This is a genomic window from Serratia symbiotica, from assembly GCF_000821185.2.
Classification (GTDB): Bacteria; Pseudomonadota; Gammaproteobacteria; order Enterobacterales; family Enterobacteriaceae; genus Serratia; species Serratia symbiotica.
In genome coordinates this window covers 2,115,763-2,138,621 of record NZ_CP050855.1, presented here as the reverse complement: position 1 = coordinate 2,138,621, position 22,859 = coordinate 2,115,763, and the positions used below count along the sequence as shown (strand labels likewise).

General features: G+C 53.8%; 30 protein-coding genes and 2 pseudogenes. 18 read left to right on the top strand and 14 right to left on the bottom strand.

All coding sequences use genetic code 11. From position 1 onward, the window contains the following. Window positions 1-9: 9 nt before the first annotated feature. From gpM to SYMBAF_RS10675, 15 genes are all read left to right on the top strand, one after another. Window positions 10-867: a phage terminase small subunit gene (gpM, locus tag SYMBAF_RS10745; protein ID WP_185899903.1), complete on the top strand. Its 858-nt coding sequence runs from the start codon at window positions 10-12 to the stop codon at window positions 865-867. Between the two features lie 98 nt (window positions 868-965). Continuing rightward, window positions 966-1,490 carry a head completion/stabilization protein gene (locus SYMBAF_RS10740; protein WP_160744430.1) on the top strand — a complete coding sequence of 175 codons (525 nt, stop codon included), beginning with the start codon at window positions 966-968 and terminating at the stop codon, window positions 1,488-1,490. Next, entirely contained in the window at window positions 1,490-1,690 is a 201-nt protein-coding gene (locus SYMBAF_RS10735; RefSeq protein ID WP_160744429.1) for a tail protein X, read from the top strand. The genes SYMBAF_RS10740 and SYMBAF_RS10735 overlap by 1 nt, the downstream gene beginning before the upstream one ends. Beyond that, window positions 1,681-1,983: a hypothetical protein gene (locus tag SYMBAF_RS10730; protein ID WP_040264575.1), complete on the top strand. Its 303-nt coding sequence runs from the start codon at window positions 1,681-1,683 to the stop codon at window positions 1,981-1,983. Before SYMBAF_RS10735 ends, SYMBAF_RS10730 begins: the two co-directional genes overlap by 10 nt. Further along, window positions 1,967-2,512, top strand: a complete 546-nt coding sequence (locus SYMBAF_RS10725; RefSeq protein WP_185899902.1) for a lysozyme — start codon at window positions 1,967-1,969, stop codon at window positions 2,510-2,512. Before SYMBAF_RS10730 ends, SYMBAF_RS10725 begins: the two co-directional genes overlap by 17 nt. Further along, window positions 2,509-2,946: a DUF2570 domain-containing protein gene (locus SYMBAF_RS10720; RefSeq protein ID WP_185899901.1), complete on the top strand. Its 438-nt coding sequence runs from the start codon at window positions 2,509-2,511 to the stop codon at window positions 2,944-2,946. The genes SYMBAF_RS10725 and SYMBAF_RS10720 overlap by 4 nt, the downstream gene beginning before the upstream one ends. Beyond that, window positions 2,843-3,055 carry an Rz1-like lysis system protein LysC gene (lysC, locus tag SYMBAF_RS10715; protein ID WP_185899900.1) on the top strand — a complete coding sequence of 71 codons (213 nt, stop codon included), beginning with the start codon at window positions 2,843-2,845 and terminating at the stop codon, window positions 3,053-3,055. The genes SYMBAF_RS10720 and lysC overlap by 104 nt, the downstream gene beginning before the upstream one ends. A 101-nt stretch (window positions 3,056-3,156) precedes the next feature. Next, window positions 3,157-3,627, top strand: a complete 471-nt coding sequence (locus tag SYMBAF_RS10710) for a phage tail protein (protein WP_185899899.1) — start codon at window positions 3,157-3,159, stop codon at window positions 3,625-3,627. Beyond that, on the top strand, window positions 3,620-4,258 hold the full coding sequence (locus tag SYMBAF_RS10705) for a phage virion morphogenesis protein (RefSeq protein WP_040264579.1): 639 nt from the start codon (window positions 3,620-3,622) through the stop codon (window positions 4,256-4,258). Before SYMBAF_RS10710 ends, SYMBAF_RS10705 begins: the two co-directional genes overlap by 8 nt. Next, a complete protein-coding gene (locus SYMBAF_RS10700) occupies window positions 4,255-4,830 on the top strand; it encodes a phage baseplate assembly protein V (RefSeq protein WP_040264580.1) in 576 nt (191 codons plus the stop codon). The genes SYMBAF_RS10705 and SYMBAF_RS10700 overlap by 4 nt, the downstream gene beginning before the upstream one ends. Then, a complete protein-coding gene (locus SYMBAF_RS10695; RefSeq protein WP_040264581.1) occupies window positions 4,827-5,195 on the top strand; it encodes a GPW/gp25 family protein in 369 nt (122 codons plus the stop codon). The genes SYMBAF_RS10700 and SYMBAF_RS10695 overlap by 4 nt, the downstream gene beginning before the upstream one ends. Then, on the top strand, window positions 5,182-6,078 hold the full coding sequence (locus SYMBAF_RS10690; protein ID WP_040264582.1) for a baseplate assembly protein: 897 nt from the start codon (window positions 5,182-5,184) through the stop codon (window positions 6,076-6,078). The genes SYMBAF_RS10695 and SYMBAF_RS10690 overlap by 14 nt, the downstream gene beginning before the upstream one ends. Next, window positions 6,071-6,685, top strand: a complete 615-nt coding sequence (locus tag SYMBAF_RS10685; protein ID WP_185899898.1) for a phage tail protein I — start codon at window positions 6,071-6,073, stop codon at window positions 6,683-6,685. Before SYMBAF_RS10690 ends, SYMBAF_RS10685 begins: the two co-directional genes overlap by 8 nt. Continuing rightward, on the top strand, window positions 6,675-7,907 hold the full coding sequence (locus tag SYMBAF_RS10680; RefSeq protein WP_040264584.1) for a phage tail protein: 1,233 nt from the start codon (window positions 6,675-6,677) through the stop codon (window positions 7,905-7,907). The genes SYMBAF_RS10685 and SYMBAF_RS10680 overlap by 11 nt, the downstream gene beginning before the upstream one ends. Next, entirely contained in the window at window positions 7,907-8,299 is a 393-nt protein-coding gene (locus tag SYMBAF_RS10675) for a tail fiber assembly protein (protein ID WP_040264585.1), read from the top strand. The genes SYMBAF_RS10680 and SYMBAF_RS10675 overlap by 1 nt, the downstream gene beginning before the upstream one ends. A 154-nt stretch (window positions 8,300-8,453) precedes the next feature. On the opposite strand, the gene SYMBAF_RS10670 is transcribed toward SYMBAF_RS10675, so the two are convergent. From SYMBAF_RS10670 to SYMBAF_RS10645, 6 genes and pseudogenes are all read right to left on the bottom strand, one after another. Further along, complete coding sequence (locus SYMBAF_RS10670; RefSeq protein ID WP_040264586.1) at window positions 8,454-8,942, bottom strand: phage tail protein; 489 nt, start codon at window positions 8,940-8,942, stop codon at window positions 8,454-8,456. A gap of 14 nt (window positions 8,943-8,956) precedes the next feature. Continuing rightward, window positions 8,957-11,923 (bottom strand): phage tail tape measure protein, encoded by a 2,967-nt coding sequence (locus tag SYMBAF_RS10665; RefSeq protein WP_040264633.1) that lies wholly within the window; start codon window positions 11,921-11,923, stop codon window positions 8,957-8,959. Further along, window positions 11,910-12,065 (bottom strand): GpE family phage tail protein, encoded by a 156-nt coding sequence (locus SYMBAF_RS10660; protein WP_032424037.1) that lies wholly within the window; start codon window positions 12,063-12,065, stop codon window positions 11,910-11,912. The genes SYMBAF_RS10665 and SYMBAF_RS10660 overlap by 14 nt, the downstream gene beginning before the upstream one ends. A 5-nt stretch (window positions 12,066-12,070) precedes the next feature. After that, on the bottom strand, window positions 12,071-12,364 hold the full coding sequence (locus tag SYMBAF_RS10655; RefSeq protein WP_185899935.1) for a phage tail assembly protein: 294 nt from the start codon (window positions 12,362-12,364) through the stop codon (window positions 12,071-12,073). A gap of 72 nt (window positions 12,365-12,436) precedes the next feature. Continuing rightward, window positions 12,437-12,951: pseudogene (locus SYMBAF_RS10650) on the bottom strand (phage major tail tube protein). Further along, window positions 12,952-14,133 carry a phage tail sheath subtilisin-like domain-containing protein gene (locus SYMBAF_RS10645; protein WP_040264092.1) on the bottom strand — a complete coding sequence of 394 codons (1,182 nt, stop codon included), beginning with the start codon at window positions 14,131-14,133 and terminating at the stop codon, window positions 12,952-12,954. A 152-nt stretch (window positions 14,134-14,285) separates the two neighbouring features. Between SYMBAF_RS10645 and SYMBAF_RS10640 the strand changes: the two genes are divergently transcribed. Then, window positions 14,286-15,422: a phage late control D family protein gene (locus SYMBAF_RS10640; protein ID WP_040264588.1), complete on the top strand. Its 1,137-nt coding sequence runs from the start codon at window positions 14,286-14,288 to the stop codon at window positions 15,420-15,422. Between the two features lie 39 nt (window positions 15,423-15,461). Beyond that, the gene (locus SYMBAF_RS10635) at window positions 15,462-15,710 is read left to right on the top strand and encodes an ogr/Delta-like zinc finger family protein (RefSeq protein WP_064767481.1); all 249 of its coding nucleotides are present in this window, start codon (window positions 15,462-15,464) and stop codon (window positions 15,708-15,710) included. Window positions 15,711-15,965: 255 nt separating this feature from the next. Here SYMBAF_RS10635 and SYMBAF_RS10630 read toward each other — a convergent pair whose 3' ends face one another. Further along, on the bottom strand, window positions 15,966-16,229 hold the full coding sequence (locus SYMBAF_RS10630) for a GrxA family glutaredoxin (protein ID WP_040264589.1): 264 nt from the start codon (window positions 16,227-16,229) through the stop codon (window positions 15,966-15,968). Window positions 16,230-16,829: 600 nt separating this feature from the next. Between SYMBAF_RS10630 and SYMBAF_RS10625 the strand changes: the two genes are divergently transcribed. Next, the gene (locus tag SYMBAF_RS10625; protein ID WP_040264590.1) at window positions 16,830-17,309 is read left to right on the top strand and encodes a type III secretion system chaperone family protein; all 480 of its coding nucleotides are present in this window, start codon (window positions 16,830-16,832) and stop codon (window positions 17,307-17,309) included. Window positions 17,310-17,416: 107 nt separating this feature from the next. On the opposite strand, the pseudogene SYMBAF_RS10620 reads toward SYMBAF_RS10625, so the two are convergent. The 7 genes and pseudogenes from SYMBAF_RS10620 to SYMBAF_RS10590 form a co-directional block, all read right to left on the bottom strand. Beyond that, window positions 17,417-17,938, bottom strand: a pseudogene (locus SYMBAF_RS10620) (transporter substrate-binding domain-containing protein); the annotation flags it as partial. Window positions 17,939-18,018: 80 nt separating this feature from the next. Further along, window positions 18,019-18,687 carry an arginine ABC transporter permease ArtM gene (gene artM / locus SYMBAF_RS10615; RefSeq protein ID WP_040265285.1) on the bottom strand — a complete coding sequence of 223 codons (669 nt, stop codon included), beginning with the start codon at window positions 18,685-18,687 and terminating at the stop codon, window positions 18,019-18,021. Further along, window positions 18,687-19,403 (bottom strand): arginine ABC transporter permease ArtQ, encoded by a 717-nt coding sequence (artQ, locus tag SYMBAF_RS10610; protein WP_040265287.1) that lies wholly within the window; start codon window positions 19,401-19,403, stop codon window positions 18,687-18,689. The genes artM and artQ overlap by 1 nt, the downstream gene beginning before the upstream one ends. 9 nt (window positions 19,404-19,412) lie before the next feature. Then, window positions 19,413-20,144 (bottom strand): arginine ABC transporter substrate-binding protein, encoded by a 732-nt coding sequence (gene artJ, locus SYMBAF_RS10605; RefSeq protein WP_040265289.1) that lies wholly within the window; start codon window positions 20,142-20,144, stop codon window positions 19,413-19,415. A gap of 32 nt (window positions 20,145-20,176) precedes the next feature. Next, entirely contained in the window at window positions 20,177-20,905 is a 729-nt protein-coding gene (gene artP / locus SYMBAF_RS10600) for an arginine ABC transporter ATP-binding protein ArtP (RefSeq protein WP_040265292.1), read from the bottom strand. A 281-nt stretch (window positions 20,906-21,186) separates the two neighbouring features. Continuing rightward, a complete protein-coding gene (locus SYMBAF_RS10595; protein WP_040265294.1) occupies window positions 21,187-21,735 on the bottom strand; it encodes a lipoprotein in 549 nt (182 codons plus the stop codon). A 439-nt stretch (window positions 21,736-22,174) separates the two neighbouring features. Further along, window positions 22,175-22,501, bottom strand: coding sequence for a phage protein Gp27 family protein (locus SYMBAF_RS10590; RefSeq protein ID WP_040265296.1), 327 nt, complete (start codon window positions 22,499-22,501; stop codon window positions 22,175-22,177). Window positions 22,502-22,859: the final 358 nt, after the last annotated feature.

The window sequence follows — 22,859 nt, the reverse complement described above, 5'->3', positions numbered from 1 at the left end:
GAAGTGACGATGTTAACACCGGCACAACGACATTTTCAGAAGGTCATGGCAGAACGCCGGGGCCAGGCGGATGAAGAATCCGATATCCAGCGCACCGCGCATGAGCAAATTCTGCATCGCCTGCGTATGGACTTGTCCCGCCTCAGCGGCGTGCAGTCCGAAGAAACTAAAGCCGAAATGAAAAAATCCATGCTGCCTGAATACGAGGGATGGATTGAAGGCACGCTCGACGGCGACAGCGGGCGGCAGGATGAAGTCATTACCAGGCTGATGGTCTGGGCGATTGACTGTCGTGATTATGCGCTTGTGATGAGGCTGGGGCGCTATGTGGTACGCCACGGACTGACGTTGCCGGATAACTTCAACCGCACGGCAGCAACATTCCTCACCGAAGAAATGAGCAAACCACTGTTAACGCTCGCGGCCGCTGATGCTGACGCTGATTTATCGTCCAGTATCTCCGTGCTTGACGAAGTGGCGGAGATTGTCGCGGACAGTGATATGCCGGATGTGGTGCGCGCCAAGTTGTGCAAGGCCCGTGCGCTCTCCCGACGTGGTGCAACTGATATCACGACCAAAGCCGAAGCGCTGGCGCTGTTCCGTGAGGCGCTTACGCGCAACCCTAATGCCGGGGTGAAAAAAGAGATTGCCACGCTGGCCCGTGAAGTTAAGAAGCTTTCTGCGGATGGCGGTACGGGTGAAGGCGACGCGGCCAGCACCGACAAAACTGGCGGTACTGCCGAGCCTGTTTCTGAACAGGCCACCACCGCCAGCGCAGCAGGTAAAGCGACGGCGCGTAAAACCACGACCAGGGCGGCAACAGGTAAAGCGACAAAGCGCAAACCTGCCAGCCAGAAAAAGAATTAACGACTTCGGCCCCGTCCGACAGGCGGCGCGGGTGGATATCTGCCCGTATACGGTCTTTTAACCACCCGCCCACCGCCTGATTTATGGGAGATATGTGCATGAGCAGCCTTGTGGCAAACAAGCGCGTGTTACCTGCCGACAGTGATACGCCTGATGTTAATGATGGTGATGCCACCGTCAGCGCCGGGGACTTTTGGCCGGTGATTAAGCTTGCCGATCTTCGTTTGGCCGCGCGTATCACTGGCGGTATCACCACGTCCAGGTTGATGCACGTCACCACTGAAGCGGTAGCCCATGTTACCGCTCAGTTGCTGGACTGGCGCACCGGCCAAGTAAAAGCAGGTTTTAACTCACTGGAAGATGTGCCCTCGGTTCTGCCGTCAGGTGAGACGGAAAAGCTGATGATCAACGGTGAAAACATGAAGGTGTACCGCTTCCATCGTGCGGTTTATTCGATTGCCAGGGCGCTGGTACTTGAAGGTTATCGCGACGTTGACACTACGGCGAAAGGCGACAAAGACGCCGCCGCGCTTGACCTGCAAAGGGATGATCTCTGGCGGGATGCCCGCTGGAGTATCGCCGATATTCGCGACACACCACGACTCTATGCAGAGCTTTGCTGATGAAAGTGAAGGCATTGCAGGGGGATACCGTGGATTTGCTTTGCTGGCGTCACTACGGCACCACGCAGGGCGTTACCGAAAAAGTGTTATCTGCCAATCCAGGACTGAGCCAGCAGGTTTTTCTTGATGCCGGTCAGGAGATTGAGCTGCCGGAAATCGCGCATAAAGCGATACAAGAGATGGTGCAGCTATGGGGTTAAGTTTTTTTCAACGCCTGAATGACTGGCTGACATTCACTATGTCAGCAATGGTCACGAGTATCGGCGTAATGACACTGAGCGAAAAGATTGCGCTGGCAGGTCTTCTCGTCGGGATGGTTTTTGGTGCCCGTGGATGGCTCTATCGCGCCCGCATCGAGCGGGGGCAAAAACGCCGCAACGAGCTGATTAATCAGATTCTGGAGCAGGCATCGCACAGGCAAATGAGTGAGTCAGAGCGCCGGGCGCTTGACCTTCTGCAACAGAATGAGCCGGAAGATGAAACAGCTTATTAAAAAGTGCTCCATTGCAGCCATTGTTGCGCTGGGTATCACGCTGAGTCCGGGCGCGTTACGCACAACGGCTGAAGGCCAGCAAAAGATTGCTGGCTGGGAAGACTGCCGGAACACACCGTATTACTGCACGGCTGGCGTGCTGACGGTCGGAATTGGTTCGACGGGGCGTGTTGAGAGGCGGGAGTACAGCGACAGCGAGACCGCCGGTCGCTGGATTAACGATATGCGGCACGCCGAAAACTGCATTAACCAGAATTTCGAAGGCGGGTATATGCCCCAGTCTGCCTTTGAGGCAATGGCGGACGCCGGTCTTAACGTGGGGTGCACTGGCCTGATGTGGTACACGGACAACCAGAAGCGAATACAGCGCACGACCATCTGGAAGAAGGCGCAGGCACATGAGTGGAAAGCGATGTGTAACCGGCTGACGGACTTTGTAAACAGTGGCGGTAAGCGCAGCCAGGGGCTAGTTAACCGGAGAACAGATTTTAAGGCATGGTGCCTGCGTGACATGGAAGCAGAGAAATGAAGATCACAGCCATTTTATGCGTGCTGCTGGCGCTGGCATCTGGTGGCCTGCTCTGGCAGACGCATCAACGCGGTAAAGACTCCGTTCGCAATGAAGTGTTTTCCCGCGAGGTGAAGAGTAATGGTGAGGTGCTGGGAGAGCTGCGGGCACTGACTGCTGACGCCCGCGAAGTCCTTGCACAGTTGCGGGCAACCGAACAGCAAAGAAATACCCAGGGAGAAATGCGACGTGAAAACATGCGCGATGCTATCAAAGACGATACGTGTGCCAATACTGTTGTGCCTGCTTCTGTCAGTAACAGCCTGCAACACCGTACCGCCGCAGCCACAAATGAAAATCGTGCACGAACCGGTACCGGAAAGCCTGACGGCAGCAACGCCAGCGCCGGAACTGACCGCTCCGGTAACGTGGGGCGCGATAGCTATCTGGAGTGATCGCCTGCGCGATGCGCTGGATACCTGCAATGCCGATAAGGCGGCGATAGCCGATCTCGATCTGCGCCGCCTGAAAAGACTGACTGACCACGCGAGGGCCTCACAATGACCTTATCCGACTACCTGAGCGCTCACCCCTACTGGACGCTTATTTATCTGCTGATCATTGCGGGCGCGATTGAACGTTTTGGGCGCTAAGAAGGTATCACCATGCTGAAAGCTGATTCACTACGCGAGACCCTGACCCGCGCTAACAAATGGTGCAGGGCCAATCCTGAAGCCTTCACCGTTTTTGTGGAAGAAGGGAACATCGAGACGACCGGCGAGACGCCTTCGTTTATGTATCGCTATACCCTGGTGTTGTTTGTGATGAACTTTGCCGGTGATATTGATGATTTCACGTTGCCGTTAATGGCATGGCTCTGGCACAACCAGCCCGATCTGCTGCTGAACCCGGAGAAGAACCGGGACATTAAATTTACAACCCTTATCAATAACGACGATACCGCCGATATTCTTTTTGAAATGCCAATACGTGAACGCGTCAGGGTCACTCTGGATGAAAACGGGATCCCCCGTGCTGAGCATTTGCCAGAACCTAAACCCCGCATCGTTTCTGACGGGGATGACTGGCGGGGCATCTTTGACGCTGTGACGTGGGAGGCTGACGCGCATGAGTAACGATCTCTTCCGTGAGCTGGATCAGGTCTTCAGCGACATACTGGCGGGCACCTCGCAGGCCGGACGTGTTCGCACGGCCTGCGCGATTGGTCAGGCACTGCGAAAGAGCCAGCAACAGCGCATCAAAGCGCAGCAAAACCCGAAAGGTTCGCCATATCCTGCCCGCCGTCGCCGGGTGCTGCGTTCTCAGCAGGGTATTGTATTTGTCTGGCAGGGTGAGATCCGTCGCCTCAAAAACTGGCACGGTGGCCGGGGCAAGTACGGGCGTACCCTTACCGGCTTTGACGAAGATCGCAATGATATCCGCACGTTTTACCGCAGTGATATTGAGCGCTATATCGAAATAAACACGCGTGCAGTGCGCCGAAACGCCACGAAAAAGACGCCGATGTTTCAGCGGTTACGCAGCTATCGCTTTCTCAAAATGCGCGCTGATGCAGGCGGCACATCCGTGGGTTATGACGGCGTGGCGGCACGCATTGCGCGTGTGCACCAGTACGGCCAGCGCGATCAGGTCGGGTCGGGTGCATTTGCTAAATATCCGGTGCGTGAGCTGCTGGGCTTTACCGCTGGCGATGAGCAGATGATTACGGAACAGGTGGTTAACAGCCTGGGGAGTGCCGCACGATGAGCGCTGAACTGATCCGCCTTCTGGAAAATATCCTTCGTGTCGGCGTCGTTATCGCCGTTGATGAAGAGAGCTGGCGCGTGCGTGTGCAAAGCGGCGAACTTCAGACCGACTGGCTGCGCTGGAACACCACGCGCGCCGGGGCATTCAGTATCTGGGTACCGCCTTCAGTGGGTGAACAGGTCTGGCTGGGCTGTATTGGCGGCAATCCTGAAACGGCGGTCATTATCGGCAGTATCTACAGCAACGATCACCCTGCGCCAGGCAGCAGCCTGAAAGAGATTGTGCTGACAGCGCCAGACGGTGCCTCTTTCCGCTATGACGCAGAAGCCAGCGCGCTGGAAGCGCAGGGCATGAAGACCGCACATATCAAAGCCTCTGCCAGCGTCAAGCTTGAAACGCCGGTGGTTGAATGCACCGATCATCTGAAAGTGAGGACGTTTGAACTGACGGAAGGCGGCACGATGAAGGGTGATGTAACTCATTCTGGCGGATCGCTTTCGTCTAACGGCAAGGTGCTGCACACGCATAAACACCCTGGCGACAGCGGCGGCACTACAGGGGCACCGCTATGACTGTTCGTTATACCGGCATGAATCCGGACGGCACGGGCCAGCTTACCGATACCGATCAGCTGTGGAATTCAGTACGCGACATACTGACCACGCCGCTGGCAAGCCGGGTGATGAGACGGGATTACGGCAGCATGATCCCCGATCTGCTGGATGAACCACAGAACGAAGTGGCGCGCCTGCAATGTATGAGTGCAGCAGTGATCGCCCTGACGATGTGGGAACCGCGTGTTGCCCTGAACGGCATCAATATCAGTTATTCAAAGGATGGCGCTGTCACCGCTGAACTGGTCGGCATTATCACCGAAACCATGCAGACGGCAGGCACTGCGCTGACGCTCAGGAGTGGCAGCAATGGCAACCGTTGATTTATCGCAGCTACCGCAACCGCAAATTATCGAAGTCCTGGACTTTGAAGTCATTCTTAGCGAGGTCAAAGCCGTGATGCTGGTGGCATTTCCGCAGGAGCAGCAGGCATCTGTTGCCGCCGCGCTGGAACTGGAATCCGAACCGCTGAATGTGATCGCCCAGGTGGTTGCCTACCGTGAAATGATGCTCAGGCAGCGTATTAATGACGGCGCGGCAGCGTGCATGTTGAGCCATGCCGTATCGTCCGATCTTGATAATCTCGCGGGCAACCTGAACACCGAACGTCTGATCATCACCCCGGAGACGGCAACCACTGACGCGGTAACGGAAAGCGATACCGCACTGCGTTTGCGCGCGCAGGCTGCATTTGAAGGGCTTAGCGTGGCGGGGCCAACTGGCGCATATGAATATTTTGCCAAAAGTGCCAGCGGCAAAGTGGCGGACGCCAAAGCAATAAGTCCGTCGCCTGCCGTGGTGGTGGTTTCGGTTTTGTCCACTGAAGGCGACGGTACCGCCAGTGCGCAACTGCTGGCGACGGTGGATAAGGCGCTGTCTGCTGACGACAAACGCCCCGTTGCCGATCGTCTGACCGTTCAGGCAGCGGAGATCGTGAATTATCAGATCAATGCGCTGCTGTATTTCTACCCTGGCCCGGAGTCTGAACCCATCCATACCGCCGCGCAGGACGCGCTTCAGTGCTGGCTTAATCAGCAGGGCAAGATTGGCCGTGACGTTGCCCGCTCAGCCATTATGGCGGCGCTGCATGTTCAGGGCGTGCAGAGGGTGGAGCTGCTGGAGCCTGCCAGCGATATTGTGATCGCCGATACGCAGGCGGCGCGGTGTGAGTCCTTCACGATAGAGACCGGGGGCACCGATGAATAACAACATGCTGCCGCCTTCGGCCAGCGGTTTCATGCGAAGTACTGAGAAGGTGACGGAACGGCTTACCGATATTCCTGTTGACCTGCGCAAGCTGTGGAACCCGGACGAATGCCCGGCTGATCTTCTGCCTTATCTTGCCTGGGCGTCGTCAGTTGACCGCTGGGATAAGAACTGGTCGGAACAGACCAAACGGCAGGTAATCAAAGCCTCCTGGCTGGTTCACCGTCAGAAGGGCACTATTTCCGCTTTGAAGTGTGTCGTTGAACCGTTCGGCTTTCTGCTGCGCGTGATCGAATGGTGGCAGAGCGACGAAGAGCCGGGAACCTTTAAGCTTGAAATCGGTATTCAGGAACAGGGTATTACGGAGGAAACCTATCTTGAGCTTGAGCGCCTTATTGACGATGCGAAGCCGAGAAGCCGCCATCTTACTGGCCTGTCTCTTTCGCTTCAGTCCCAGGGATATATCGAAGCCGGGGTGGGATGTTATATCGGCGATACGTTGACCGTTTATCCCTATTTTCCTGAAACCCTGTCCGTGGGCGGAAGTGACTACACCGGCGCGGCAGTCCATTTATTTGATACCGTGGAGATCGCAAGTGGCGACTAAATATTATGCCCTGTTAACCAATATCGGGGCGGCAAAACTGGCTAATGCCACGGCATTGGGTGCAAAGGTAGAAATCACCCATATGGCTGTGGGTGATGGTAACGGTGTGCTGCCGACACCGAACCCGGCGCAGATCGCACTGACGCATGAGGTACACCGTGCTCAGCTCAACATGCTGACCATCGACCCGGTAAACACCAACCAGATTATTGCTGAACAGGTGATACCGGAAGATGTGGGCGGATGGTGGATCCGTGAGATCGGATTGTTTGATAAAGACGGCGATATGATTGCGGTTGCCAACTGTGCAGAGACTTATAAACCGCAGTTGCAGGAAGGTAGCGGTCGCGTACAGGTCATTCGCGTGATCCTGATTGTGAGCAGTACCGAAGCGGTAACGCTGAGAATCGATCCGTCAGTGGTGCTGGCGACGCGTAAATATGTTGATGATGCCGTGATTGAGGTGAAGGCATACGCAGACAGCGTAATGAAAAAGCATACCGATGCTGGTAATCCGCACAGCCAGTACCTTCAAATCGAAAATGCCTTGTCTGAAATTAATGACGCTGGTCTGATTGTTGACGTTCTCAAAAACCTTGGTTTAACAGAAAAGTTTTCCGGGCGTTTTATTGGTCAGCAGATTTTCACCACCCCGGGGGCGATCAACTACAAACCTACGCCCGGGACGAAACGTATCAAAATTATCCTGACAGGCGGCGGGGGCAGAGGCTACGGCTATCTCGGATGGGGCAGCGGCTTAACAAGCCGTGGCGCAGGCGGCGGCGCGGGCGGCACGGTTATAGCCTGGCTGAATGTGGACGAAACTAAAACTTACCCCGGCGTGGTAGGTCGTGGCAGCGATGAAACCCTGTCCGCAACGAGCAGCACATTCAATGGCCTGCTGACGGCGGGCAACGGCGTGAATACTTCGTCGGGTGATGCGGGCGGCGCGGGCGGAACAGCTATCGGTGGAGATTTGAATATTCAGGGCGGTGACGGCAGCGATGCGCCAGGCCTTATCTCGACGAGCGCAAACCCTTATCGGGGCGGTTCTGGTGATGGCGGTGTAAGTTACTGGGGTGGCGGCAAGCGAAGCGGGGACGATAATTTATCCGGTAAAGGAAAAACCTTTGGGGCTGGAGGTGGCGGTAATACCCGAACCGATCCCTTTATTGGCAACTACGGTTCGGACGGCGTTATTTTTATTGAGGAATTCAGCTGATGAAAACGTATGCCCGTATTGAAGATCAGCGCGTTGCTGAAATAGTCTCACTGAATGTGAAGCCTGAAAAACTTTACCACCCGTCGCTGGTATGGGTGGATATCACCGCGCTGCCCGAACAGCCCGATATAAATTATCGCTACAGTGACGGCGTCTTTACTGCCCCGGTAACAGATGCTGAAAATGCGGCGCTGATTGCCAGCAGCAGGCTGGCAGCCGAAATGGATGGGGCAAACCGGGTTATCGCGCCGCTGCAGGATGCGGTTGATACCGTTATGGCGACGGAAGAAGAAACTGCCCGCCTGACTGAATGGAAAAAGTACCGCGTGTTGCTGAGCCGTATTGACGTGTCAGCTGCGCCGGATATCACCTGGCCGGATAAGCCAAAGTAAGTCTGCATTCCGGCACGCACCGCCAGTTTTAACCGTGCTGGCCATACGTATCGAGTACAGTCATTTTTAACGGTGCTGCAGCACTGTCAGTTATGGCGGTGTGTTCAGGAAGATGAAGCGGGCAAATGCCCGCTTTAGTTTTATGTGGATGCCGTCAGAACAGGCCAGACAGCGTACTACTGGCAGAGTTGTAGGCGGACGTGGCTTTATCCTTCAGCCCTGAAAGCAAATCACCAACGGACGAGGCTTGCAGGCGCTCGCGCAGGTCTTCATCACAGCGCTGGAAGCTGATCGAAAACTCTATTTTTTTTGCCTTCCCGTAACGGTCAAACTCTGTATGTGTGGCCTGTAGCCCGGTCAGCACATACATCCCGTAAATCTGCCCCGCACCACTGATTAAAGGCCAGGGACGCCCGGTGTATGCCTGCGTAGCAAGAACGGTGAGAGACACATCTCCACCCGTAATTTCAGGGTAAAGCACCCCGTCCAGGTTGATCTGCGTTTCTCCTGCACCGATGTACTGCCACTTTGCCGATCGGTTGATGCGGTCATTCTTCACATGCCGCCAGTTCAGTGAGTGTCGAAGCTGCTGGTAAGGCAGCGTCTTCAGTTCAAAAACGAACATCCCGTATACCATCATCATAATGTTGTCCTCCCTTAATCTCTGTCTTTGAAGGTGCCACGGCTGAGCCGTTCACGGCGGGCCAGTTCAGCGTTTACCGCGTCAGCGGCAATCCGGCCAATTTCGCGCGCGTCCTGCCGGTCAACGCCGTGCAGGTGAACATGGATTTCTCCCGTAAAACCGCCAGTGGCAACCGGTATATTGCTGGCGCTGCGGCTGACTGGCGGAAGTTCCGCTTGCCTGACGGGAAGCGATGCTGCCACTACTGCGGGGCGTGCACTCAACCGGCCTGCCGTAGTGGTGCTGGCAAGCTGCGACTCCTTCCATTCCCCACGAACGGCCAGCGCGCGCGGCAGGTTTTTAAACACGATATCGCCGGGGCCGATCTTCTTCGTGTTATCGGCTGTTGCTTTGGTGTTGCTGTCGATATTCTGCAACCGGCGCATCGTGCCGTTATCGCCGGTCAGCGGTGATGTGGGTTGTGGTGATCCGGGTGCCGGGGTTTTTACCTCAACTTTTTTGGGTACGATTTTAGCGAGATCCCCCTGAAGAAGGGCCACTTTGTCCTGAAGAACGGCCATGCGCTGCGCGTCTTCGATCTTCTTCCTGGCTTTTTCGGCCTCATCAGGCAGAACGCCGAGCTTTTCCAGGATCCAGGCTAATGTATCCAGCAGCATTTTAGCGGGTGCCAGGACAAGCTGGAGCGCACCGCCCAGAACGTTGCCGAACACCTCACCGGCGCTGGCGCATTTGTCCAGCGTTTCCTTGCTGGACTCCATCGGGGAAAGCAGAGATTTGAACCAGTTAAAGACCTGGCTGATACCGTTGCTCATTGCATCAAAGATGGGGCTGAACTGCGCGAAGGTCTCGCGTAATGGTGCGAGTCTTTCCATGATGCCGATGAATACGCCAGCAAAAAACGCCTTAAGAGGCTCCCAATACCGCCAGATAAGCACGCCGGCCGCAACAAATGCCGCCACTATCAGGCCAATCGGACTAAACAGCAGTGACAGCGCTGTACCCAGCACAGATACCGCAGCAGTGATCATGCTCCATAGGGCCGGTAAACCTGTAAGGCGAAGGGCGAGCATTCCGAGGTTTTTAGTCAGTGCTCCCAGCGCGGCACCAGGTGCAAGAAATACCCCCATAAGTACGCCACGCATAGCGGGTATGATGGTTGAAATTCCCCGCATTTTCCCTGCTAACGAGCCGAGAACTGGCACCCATCCGCGCACGCTTGCCATTGCCGGGCCGGAAGCCGTGCCGAGTGTTCGCAGCGCGGCAATCGTTCCGGTTATGCCTCTGCCCCCTGTCAGCAGGGTAAAACCTAACTGGAGTTTAGCCAGCGGCCCCATCAGCAGGCCGATCGCCAGCGATGTGCCGCCAATGGCGGCGGTCAGTACCAGAACGCTACCGCCGACAACCAGCAGGGATTGGGCGAGCTTCGGATTCTCTTTCGCCCACTGCGTCATATTCCCCACAACGTCACTCAGTCCATGAGTCAGGCCGCGAAGCTGATTGTTGACGAGATCGTTAATCTGAATGCGGAAGCCTTCCCAGGCGCTGTCCAGATTTTTGAGATCGCCATCAAGGTTATCCGCCATTATTTTGGCGGCTTTCTGTGCCTCACCTTTGGCGTTTTTCAGTTCACCCAGCAGCTTCTGAAGTTCGCCGCTCCCTGCCGACATAACCAGAGCCTGGAATGACTTTGACGCTTCTTCACCGGCAATATCCTTGAAGAATGAGAGCTTATCGGTATCCCCGTACTTGCTGATCTTTTTATAGAGATCGGTTAGAACCACTTCAGCAGGGCGCATTTTCCCCGTTGCGTCAGCGACTTCTACGCCCAATTCTTTAAGCGCGGTTTTTGCCCTGCCGGTTGGCGCGGCAAGGCGTGAAAATGTGGCCTGCAAACCTGTACCGGCGATACTCCCGCGCAGGCCTACGTTCGCCATTACGCCGATCATGGCTGTTGTCTGTTCAACACTGACGCCAAGATTGGAAAGACCTGTCCCGGCGTACTTCATTGCCTCACCGATATTTTGCAGATCGGTGTTGGTACGGGTGAACGCGCCAGTTAATACGTCGCTGACGCGATCCATTTCTTTGGGATCGAGGCGGAACTGAGACAGGATGTTTGAGCTAATATCGGCGCTTTCACCTAAATCCATACCACCGGCCAGCGCCATATTGAGTACGCCGGGCAATGCTGCCTGAATAGCCTGCGGCGTGAAACCGGCCATAGCGAGAAACGCCTGCCCGCTTGCTGCGTCAGTTGTGGTGAACTGCGTTTCAGCACCCAGCTTTTTGGCCTGGTCACGTAGTGCAGAGAAGTCGGCAGACTTTTTATCTATGCGGGTCAGCGCCTGCACGCGGGACATTTCCCGGTCAAAATTTACGGCAGGAGATAAAAAACGACCGGCAACATAGCCGCCAGCGGTAGCGCCAGCCAGCGCCATCGTACCCCCTCCGCGCAACTTGCCAGCTGTTTGCTGCATTCGGTCATAGCGCGCCCGTGCCTGCGTGACAGCGGCCAGTTGTCGCCGTTCACGTTCAAGCATCAGGTTGTACTGTTCAGTGCGCCGTATCGCACTTTGAATCGTCCTGTCACTGCCCACAAGTGAAACACCATGGCTGCGCAGAGCCTGGGAGGCAGCGCGTAGCTTGACCATTTCCTGAGTGCGTGCAGAGTTAAGACGTTCCAGCTTTGCAGCCAGCGCGGCCATATGTTCCCGTTGCTTGTCGGTGAGCTGCGTGCCTTCCCGCTGTGCTTTGTTCAGCCCTTCATAGGCCCGGCTGGCATCATCAATTTTACGGGAGGTCTTTTGCACGCTGTCACGCAGACGGTTGAACGTGCGGGACTGGCTGTCCAGATCTTTAATGCTGGACTGCGTTTTTTTGAGGGATTCAGACAAACCGCCCGCACTCTGGCGGGCGGCATTGACCGGACGGGTAAGCTTATCGATCGCACTGAATGCGACGCGGATATTAAGGCTTTTCACTGTCACTGGCTCCACTTCGGACAGCCGCCCGCTCACGCCAGGCTATGACTTCGCCCAGCTCCATCGTGAAGACTTCAGAGGGCGGCCAGTTAAAAACAACGGCGATATCTGCAACCAGATCGTCGATCAGGTCAAACCGCAGGAGTGTTACTGATTCTCCGTCTCCGCCTCGTTCGACGCTCCAGACCCCGCAGGCGTCAAAAAAGGGACAAGCGCTTCAGACAGGCTGACAAAATCGCGGGTATCCATTTCGTTGATTTCGGTCTGCTTGAGGCGTGGTGACGTGACGCGGGTCAGCAGTACCGCCACCGAATCCACATCCATATTCATCACGTTGACCAGCTTCAGCCCACGCAGTGAGCCAGCCTGTTTGATCTCATCCGTGATCGTTACCTGAGTAATTTTCTCATCGCCGCGAACAACGGGTTTTGCCAGCGTAATGGCGTTATCATTTTTTTTTGCTCATTGTTGAATGCTCCGGGCGGCACGGGTGTGCCGCCACTATCAGGTTAATCAGTTACCCATTCCCAGCGCAGACGTGATGCGCGTCAGGGTAGATATTTTTGCCGTCTTTCTTGTAGATGAAGTTCAGCAGATCAAACTCAAACAACGGCTTGTCATCAATGGTGAGCTTGTAATAGGTGTTCTTCATCGTGTTAGCTGACGGAGGTGTCTTCTCCCTGCTTGCTTTCGCCGCCGTCCATTTCGGTGATGCGGCCGCGCAGCTCGACCTCAACCAGCAGGCTTTCGCCATCGGTGTAATACTCACCGGCGAAGCGGAAGCGGGTCTCGTCGATATCGCCGCAGTAGTTCAGCAGAAGCGATTGAACCCCGCCAACCACCATCGTGGTATCCAGTGCGCCACTGTCCAGACCGAGATCTACCGCAGCGGAGCCAATCATCCCGCCGCCCTGAAAGTCTTCCGTCTTGCGCGTCAGCTTTGGCAGCGTCACGGAAGAGACTTTGCCAATGCAGTTGCTGCCGTTCACAAAGCAGGTGAACAGGCGCAGTTTATGAGGGACAGCCATTTATGCACCTCCCAGCGAAGAGAACGCAGGTTCAAAGTATTCATCAGTGAAGGTCTGGTACATCGTCAGATCTTCCATCGGTGGGATCGACGTGTATTTGTAGCGAATGCGCACCTGGCCCTGACGAAGGCCGGTTGTCGGGTTGTCGATGATATCGAACCAGCTTTCACCACCAATTAACCGCCCCTGCGTGACAAGCGAGCTGAGCTTGCCGTTGATACCACTCACAATGTCTTTGGCGTTGGTCGGGGTCAGCGGTGCATCAACAGCTTCGAATTGCGCTTCTGCAATACTGTCAGCCAGAATCTGCGCGGTACGGGTGAACACTTCAAAGATATAGTCTTTAGTGTCCGTGGTACGGTTGCCCCAGAACCGGAAGCCATTACGCTTAATAAGCGTTGTGACCTCCTTGTTGTTCAGTTCGTTGGCGTCGCTGTCTTCGGCCTGAAGTGACCAGAAAACATCACGCGAAATCCCCAGCACGTTATTAACTGCCACGTTTGAAAGTGACTTATGCCAGCCCTGATTGTTGTCAATCAGCGAGCGCAAGCCGCACGCATAAGCCGGGGCCGGGAACGCTTCATTTTTCCCGGACACCGGGTTGTAAGCGATAAAGTCAGGCCAGATAAGCATAAGTTCGCGATAGGCGAAGTTCGCACGATAGGCAATAGCTTCAGCCATCGTTTTGCACTCATGGCACCCGGCATAAACGAACGCCCGCAGGTTCTGCGCAATGCCACACAGAGCGGATGTCACTTCTTCCGTATCGTAGTGCGGCACGGCCAGAATGCGCGGGCGATAGCCAACCTTCTGTTCAGCCGTCAGGAAAGCGTACATGCCGGTATAGCTGCCGTCTTCTGCCGTGCCACCCATGATGAGCTGAGATTGCGTTTTACCGCCTTCCTCTTCCGTAGCCGCTGCCACGCGCACAACGATCACTTTCGGGCTGGTTTGGTCAGCGATGGCTTTAAGCGTTTTGTACAGGGAGCCGGTTTTACCCGCCTTACCCAGCATGTTGTTAACCCGTGTCACTAACACGGGGGTATTCAGGGGAAAGGCTTCCGCATCGGCATCATCCGCCACGGCGACAATCCCAATGACACTGGATTCAATGTCATTGATAGCCACCACAAGGTCGGTATTCTCCCGGATGCGGGCACCATGAAAGCGAGATCCCGCCATAGTTTCCACCATTACGTTATTGAGTTCGCAGTGATAATCCCCCATGTTTGACCACCACTCACGCTATTGCGGGTCTGGCCGGACAGCGACAACTAAAATCGGTTTGGTCTCTACCGCGCGCGTGGGATCCTTCGCCGGAAGAAGGGGGAAACATGGCACTTACAGACCTGACCAAACCACTTAACGACGCCGTAAGCAGTTATAACGATTCACTTACCGAGGCGGTGAAAAGTCCGGGATTCAGCATTACGATGGGCGGCAAGGTACTGACGCAGCTTGATGATCGGATCATGTCGTTGTCACTGACGGACAACAGGGGCTTTGATGCTGATCAGTTGTCAATATCCATTGATGATACTGATGGCAGGGTTGCACTGCCGCCGCGCGGCGCTGAGCTTGCCGTATCATTTGGCTGGCTGGGTGAGCCGCTGATTTATAAGGGGTTGTATACGGTTGATGAGGTATCCCACGAAGGCCCGGCAGATACCATTGGCATTACTGCCCGCAGTGCTGATTTTCGTGAAGAGTTCAACGTAAAGCGCGAAGTCTCATGGCATGACGTGACCGTTGAGCGCGTCGTGTCGGCCATTGCACATCGCTACGGACTGAAAGCGCAGATCAGTGAAATGCTCATGGATATTGAGATTGACCACGCCGACCAGACGCAGGAAAGCGATATGTCTTTCCTGACCCGCATGGCGGACATGCTGGGTGCAATTGCCACCGTCAAGAACGGTAGTCTGCTGTTTATCCTGCCGGGTGGCGGTGTGACCGCTGACGGTAGGGCGCTCCCCTCTGCCAGTATTGACCGCACAAGTGGCGACCGGCACCGCTTCCGTATCGCCGATCGGGATGCGTATACCGGCGTTCGGGCTTACTGGCTAGATCTGAATTTTGGCAAAAAGAAAAAGGTCAGCGTTAAGCGCCGCAAGCCTGCAAAGCCCAAAAAAGAGAAGAGCAGCTGCCGTGAGGGCGATTACATGGAGGGCGCGGACGGTAACGTCTATGTGCTGCGCAAAACTTACCAGAATGAAGAGGCGGCGAAACGTGCGGCAGCGGCAAAGTGGCAACAGCTTCAGCGTGGCGCAGCAGAGTTTTCGATCACCTTGGCGCGTGGCCGCGCTGAGCTTTATCCAGAAATGCACGTTACGGTTAGCGGTTTTAAGGATGAAATAGATAATCAGGACTGGATCATTGCGCGTGCTGAACACGTCATAGACGACAGCGGTTTTACCACCCGGCTGGAGCTGGAAGCAAAAATACCTGACTGGATAGCGGAAACTGAATAAAATGAAATGGAGTTCAACTCCCACAGGGGAGCCATCATTATGTTCAGATGTCCTTTTTGCGGGGCAATGGCCCGCACCCGTACCAGCCGTAAAATTACCGATATGACAATCCGGCAATATCACCAGTGCCAGAATCTGGAGTGTAGCCGGTCATTCACCACGCTAAATAGCGTGGAAAGGGAAGTAACAAAGCGTGCAGGCACAGCCCCGTTACCGCCCGATTTCATTCCTCGCGATGCCTTCCCAGCGTCCCACTATGGCAGAGACCAGCTTAATTTAGCTCTCTGACCACTACTAAAATGCCCCCCAATATCCAGTAAGTACGGGGGCACATTCAGGTAAAACGCTTTTCGCGGCCCTTTGAATGATGTTTTTTTTTGAGGTGCCGGGCGATGTGCCCGGCTTTTTTGTATCGAAGTGTAGTCAATATGTAGACAGAGTTTGAAATAAATCCATTTATTTCAGGTTATTATCGATTTGATTTCTTCACTATGCCTGTCTTTTTTCTGGAGATCCCTCAGCCCGTAAGTGCTTTTTGCTGTGTTATTGATACAGATCTAGGTTTTCTTTGGCGTAGGTTTCAAAATCTGTGCAACCGCCAATGTGTTTTTCATCCAGGAAGATCTGTGGCACAGTTTCAATCGGTTTGCCGACAGTTTTTTCCAGATCGGCTTTGGTGATGCCTTCCGCATGAATGTCAACGTAACGGAAGTTGAAATCGTCACGTTCTTCCGTCAATTTTTCCGCCAATTGTTTAGCACGGACACAATACGGGCAGCCCGGACGCCCGAAGATTACTGCAAACATACAACGCTCCTTAGGAACCTATTCCATTAGGCTATTTTATTTGCCATTTTGTGCTTGGGCAGTGCTCACTATCCTCATGTACTTCATGTACGTGCCAGTTATAGCGCACTGTCTGTATCCAAACTGGCTGCAACAATGTACGCCTATTGGGATAGGCTGTTGGTTTGATATTCAATTAATTATTCGCTATCGTAGCGACATTCTGACTGTCCAAATTAGCCCCTAGCCTGCGCACGACCTGCGTTAATGGCGCTCACTATGCCTGTTGAACCAGTGAAAAAAAAGCAGGAATGACCTGTTAATCCGATTTGTATCGTCGATAGCCTGCTGGGGCTGGTATCGCAGCAGGTCGCATGATCTTCCATGTCATGACGATGAGGTTACCAGCGGAAAAGGGGCCTAGGATGCATCAGTGTTGAACCAGCGCGGCAAGGCAGCGATCTATGGGGGGATGATATCGACGAAATGTCAGCGTTGTGCTCTTTTCTCGCCGATAATGATCCTTATTAACAAATTAGGCAGTATTGATCGTGGCGCATCGGCTGAATATTCCGTAAGCTATGCGCCTTTTCGCGTTTTGAATGTTGTGAGGCAGGTTATATGGATTCACTCATTGTTCCTGATTTGGCGCTGTTGCGGCGCTGGTTGGATCAATCAGGCATTTCTTTTTTTGAGTGCAATTCCTGCCAGGCGCTGCACTTGCCGCACATGCAAAACTTCGACGGTGTGTTCGATGCTAAAGTCGATCTGGTGGACAATGTGATCCTGTTCTCGGCGTTGGCTGAGGTCAAGCCGACTACGCTGATCCCGCTGGTGGCTAATCTAAGCCTGATCAACGCCAGTTCACTGACCGTCAAGGCGTTTGTCGATATTCAGGATGACAATCTGCCGAAGCTGATCGTTTGCCAGTCGCTGAGCATCGCTGTGGGAGTAACGTTGGAGCAGTTCACCCACTTTATGCAACAGGGTGAAGAGCAGATTTCAATGGTGATCCTCGAAGCGCGGGAGAACGATCTGCTGTATATCAGCGACGAAGAAGAAAGCTCCTCTGGGGTCGAGTGTCAGCCAGTACTACATTGACCCCTGCGGTACCCCGACCCGTTATTCCGGCCATTTATAGCAGTGGTCAGGCTGTGGGTGAGTCTTTGATCAAATTTGGTCAGTAGATAACGGATCTTGTTAATACCTTATTGCGGGAACCACATGTCGCTGATGGTTTTGTAGGTACGGTCGGCCTTGATGGCGTCCAGCGCGCTGTTCAGCTTAGCCTGCAATGCCTGATTATCCAGGCGAACTGCAATGCCCAACCCGGTACCGGAATATCGTGCATCGGTCACCTGTGCGCCGACTGGCGTTAGATCAGGATTGTTTTTCAGTCACTCATTGACCACGGCAGTATTGCCGAACACGCCATCAATGCGGCCATTTTTTAGCTCAAGGATGGCGTTATGATAGCTATTGAAGGAGACGATGTTAATCTCTGAGGGCGCGTCTTGTATGTACTTCTGGTGGGTAGTGCCGTTCTCCATGCTGAGCTTTTTGCTTGCCAGATCCGCCAGCGAGCTGGCGTAGTACGGTTGGGTGAAGGAAACCTGCTTGCTGCGTTCCGGTGTGATGTCCATCCCAGAGATCAGCGTGTCGTCTTTTTTTAACTTCAGCACAGCGATCAGGCCGTCGAACGCCTGATTGGTGAAAGTGCATTGGCCCTTGGCGATAACCATGCCGCTGAGTGAATTGATAGGCAATAAATGAAACGCCCCGTAATTAAGCGGGGCTATGAGGGGAACGCTTAGTGACGGCGTTCGAACATCAGCGCTCGGCGCTCAACCAAGCGCATCAGTAGCGTCAACAAGCCATTGACGCACAGGTAGACTAGGCCAGCGGCGGCAAATACCTTCACATCGTAGGTGCGGCCGTAAATCAATTGGCTGTAGCCCATCACTTCCATCAGCGTAATGGTGTAGGCCAAAGAAGTGCTTTTGAACACCAGCACAACTTCGTTAGAGTAGGATGATAGCGCGCGCTTGAAAGCGAACGGCAGCAGAATACGCAGCGTTTGTTGGCGCGACATGCCCAATGCCTCGCAGGACTGCCACTGACCGCTAGGGATCGCCCGCACCGCGCCGTAGAACAGTTGGCTGGTATAGGCCGCGCTGTTCAATGCCAGCGCGATCATCGCGCATAACCATGGCTGCGATAGCAGGTTCCACAGCCAAGGATATTCGCGCATCGCTGGGAACTGGCCTGGGCCATAGTAGATTAAGAAGATCTGTACCAGCAACGGCGTGCCGGTAAACAGCGTGATGTAGATTTTGACCAGTGGCGTCAGGAGTGGCGTTTTCAGCGTCAGGATCACTGTCAGCAGCAGCGATAGCACCAGCGCCACGATCAATGCGGCAAGGGTCAGCGTTAGGCTGCTGTGCAGACCTTTAATGATATCCGGCAAGTATTCAAGCATCAGGTTGCTCCCCGCTCAAAGCGCGTGGTGTGTAGCTCGATGCGTTTAATAATGTACTGGCTGAGCAGAGTGACCAACAGGTAGATAGCCGCCGCAATCATATACCAGGTAAAAGGCTCCTGGGTACGAACCGCAATACTCTTAGTCTGCAACATCAAATCGTTTACGCTGATTAAGGAAACCAGCGCGGTATCTTTCAACAGCACTAGCCACTGGTTGCCGAGGCCGGGCAGTGCATGACGCCACATCTGAGGCATGATCAAGCGGAAGAAGACTACTATCTTACTGATGCCCAACGCCTGGCCGGACTCCCACTGCCCCTGTGGTACCGCCTTGAGTGCACCACGTAGCGTCTGCGACGCGTAAGCGGAATAAAGCAGAGCCAAGGCGATCACACCGCACAGGAACGGGCTGATTTCGAGGTTATCGGTCGTCAGTTGGATCGGTAATTGGCACAGACCTAAATTGAGGGTGAAACCATCCGACAGTATCAACAGCAGCTGCGACGAACCAAAATAGATAAGCAGTACCACCAGAATTTCTGGCAGACCGCGCACCAAGGTCATCCAAACGGTACCAAACCCACTGACCAGCTTCCAGCGAGACGATTCCCAAACGGCAAACAGCATCGCCAGAATAAGCCCAAGGATCAGGGCAAAAATAGCAAGGCCGAGGGTCATGGCAGCGGCGTTTGCTAGAGGTTGAATGTCATTCATCGCGGCGGATTACTGCTGGAACCATTTTTTGTAGAGGGCTGCATAGGTACCATTCTGTTTGATCTTGTCCAGAGCGGCGTTGAACTTGCCTTGCAACTCGGTATTTTTCTGACCTAGCGCAATACCCAGGCCGGTGCCAAAATAGTCTTTATCAGTAACCTTATCGCCCACTGCTGCCAGCCCCGCATTCTGCTTCAGCCATTCGTTAACCACCGCCGTATCGCCGAATACCGCGTCCACACGGCCGTTTTTCAGATCCAGAATGGCATTCTGGTAGCTGTCATAGGGTACGGTGGTGATTTCTGGATGTTTGTCGGCCAGATATTTCTGGTGAGTGGTGCCATTTTGCACGCCGACTTTCTTGCCTTTCAGCGCTGCACCATCGGCCAAGCTGCCTTTCAAGGCGATAAATAGCGCCGAGTTGCTAAAGTACGGCTTGGTGAACAGCACCTGCTTTTCACGCTCTGGTGTAATGTCCACACCGGCCATTACTGCATCAAAGCGCCTGAACTTCAGGCCTGGGATCAGGCTATCGAAAGCTTGATTGGTGAAGGTACACTCGGCCTGCATTTCTTGACACAGTACTTTGGCTACATCAATGTCAAAACCCTGTATCTTGTTGCTGGCGTCAATAAATTCAAATGGAGGATAAGAGGCTTCGGTCGCGAAACGAATAGTTTCAACTGCGGAGGCGGAAACGCTGATGCCTGCCAGAACGGCGGCGATTAGGTACTTTTTCATCGCAAACTCCCCAAATACAGAAGATTAAATTGTTAGTGTGATAAATAATTGGCAAACTCGGTAGTCTGCGGCCGTGTAAAGTGGCTGTTGTCGCCCTGCTCCACCACGCGGCCATTTTCCATATACACCATATGGCTGGCGGTCTTACGCGCTACCTCCACCTCATGGGTGACGATAACCTGAGTGATGCCAGTATCGGCCAGTTCTTGGATGATGCTGACGATCTGGGCGGTGATCTCTGGATCTAACGCTGCAGTCGGCTCATCAAACAGCAGCACCTGCGGCTCCATCATCAGCGCTCTGGCGATCGCTACGCGTTGCTGTTGGCCACCGGATAAGTGAAGTGGGAAACGATCGGCGAAATCGGTCAGACGCAGACGCTGCAACAGCTTGTCGGCGCGTTCCATCGCCTTAGCCTTGGTCAGGCCCAGCACGCGGCAGGGTGCCTCGATCAAATTTTGCACCACCGTAAGGTGAGGCCATAGGTTGTATTGCTGGAATACCATGCCGACGTTCTGGCGTAGCACGCGGATGGATTTTTCACTTGGCACCTGCATAAAGTCAAACTGATTACCGGCGATCTGCAACTGACCCGAACGTGGCATTTCTAGCAGGTTCAATACTCGCAACAATGAGCTTTTCCCAGCACCACTTGGGCCAAGCAGTACCAACGTTTCTCCCGCTGAACAATTCAGCGTAATGTCAAACAGTGCCTGATGAGTGCCGTAATAACAGTTGATAGCGTTAAGTTGAATGCTCATGCATAAGAATCGAATAGAAATTGATGTCAAATGGTAACTTCAAAAGAATATTTATGCAATATCTATGCGTTAAAATTTATGGCGATGCAGCGAGCAATGAGAACCTATGGGGATAGGCTCTAAACCTAATGTAAGAATTGCGATTCAGGGACGGAGTGGACGTTGGTGGTGCCAGGTTGTATATTGAGCCGCGAAATTTCTTGAGTTGACTGAAATCTGACTGTCATCAAGACCATGGCATATTGCCGGCACCAAGCATGATGCCGGTATGCAGAGAGAGGCTACTGGTTTTCCAGTACCTGACGCAGACTGCCGCTAGTGGCATGTGCTGGCACGTTCAAATAGCGAATATCGTCCACCACCCAGCAGGTACCTTCACGCACCATCAGCACTTCATCTTGCCAGTTGACTGCGCTGCCGCCGTTGTTCTGGTAACTCAATGCTACGCGCAGCGGAACATTTTTCGCATCGGTATTAGGAATGGTAGACGCGCTGGCAACGGATGCGCTGCTCGGTCCTTGAACATTGCCGGAGAAGAGATCGCCGATTACCGCTTGCTTGCTGGGGTTTTGACTGACGCTGACCAGATCTTGATACAGCATTTTGCTCAGGTAAGGCTGTAACTGAGCCAGATGGCTAGTGTTCGGCAAAGTGGTGCTCGCGCCCTGTTGGATACGCAGGTGATAGAACTTTTGTGCAACTGTATCAGGGCCGCCTGCTACACAGCCGCCGCTGCGGGTACCTACATCGTTGAACGCTGGTTCAACGTGGGTGCAGGCACTCAGCAGCAGCGCCAAGGGAAAAATAGCCGCAATAATTTTTGTTTTCATCTTATTACCTTATCTAAAAGTCTCTACCATTAAGGCCGATAGCTTAGAGCCTATCCCCGTAGGCGTATATTGTTGTCGCCCATTTGCACACGGACAGTGCGCAACAACCGGCGCGTACAGGGAGTACGTGAGGAGGGTGAGCACTGCCCAAGCCCCAAATGGCAAATAAAATAGCCTAATGGGACAGGTTCTTACAGTATAAAAGCGTTAAGCGTTGTTTGGCCTTGTATCCGTACTGCGTACCCTTGCATCACTGAATATATAGTAGAGCGTATCGATCCTTCCACAGCAATTGATTAGACGTGAGATAAATACAGGGTTTCCCTTGAGATAATTATGGGAAAATCCGGGAAAAGGTTGGATGGCTTTGTAAAAGAGTTTCCGTATACGTAACGGGAGGGCAAGCCTCCCGCGCAGTCAATTATTTCTGGTCGTAAAGCTACCCCATCAAATTCTCAGCACATTTTGTTACTTCATCTGCTGGCAGCTTTTCGTCCGTTTTTAAACAGAGCGAGGCAATCTCCAGACAGCGAAGTTTCGTATCAACAATGTTAGCTGTTGCGCCGGGAGCATCGTTCCCTGCAATAAGTGACAGGCGGCGACGTTCAGCATAGCGATGCACTGATGATTTTGAAACCGGGTATCCCAACGAGTTTAACCACTCAGTAAGCTGAACGTAACCGCTGAATGAACTTTCGGTCAGCTTTTTATTCAGTTTCTTCTTGATAGAGTCGGGTAACTGATTAACCGTCTGAGGTCGTGCCATATTGAGATTTACCTTGCTTTGAATAGTCCGGTAAACATGATTAATCAGAACGGTGAAATTTGTTTCTAATGCGCTTTAATCATAACGACATGCCAAAATATCGCAGGAATTTAAGCCGTCAGTGCCACCTTAAATCCAGCCTTACCGCAACAGCTTGGGCGGTGACGCAGACTCAGAAATGTTAAAGGCCACCGGGGGTGAGCCGGTGGCCTTACTTACGTTTCCCGGTTGCTTACGGTAAGCAGGCCAGAATCAGCTCGATAAAGGCAACAATCGCCTTAAGAGCGATGACAGCGATTTGAAGAAATCCTTTCATCCGTTTGCTCCACTACAGGAGCGCGGCATCATCGTTAAAGCC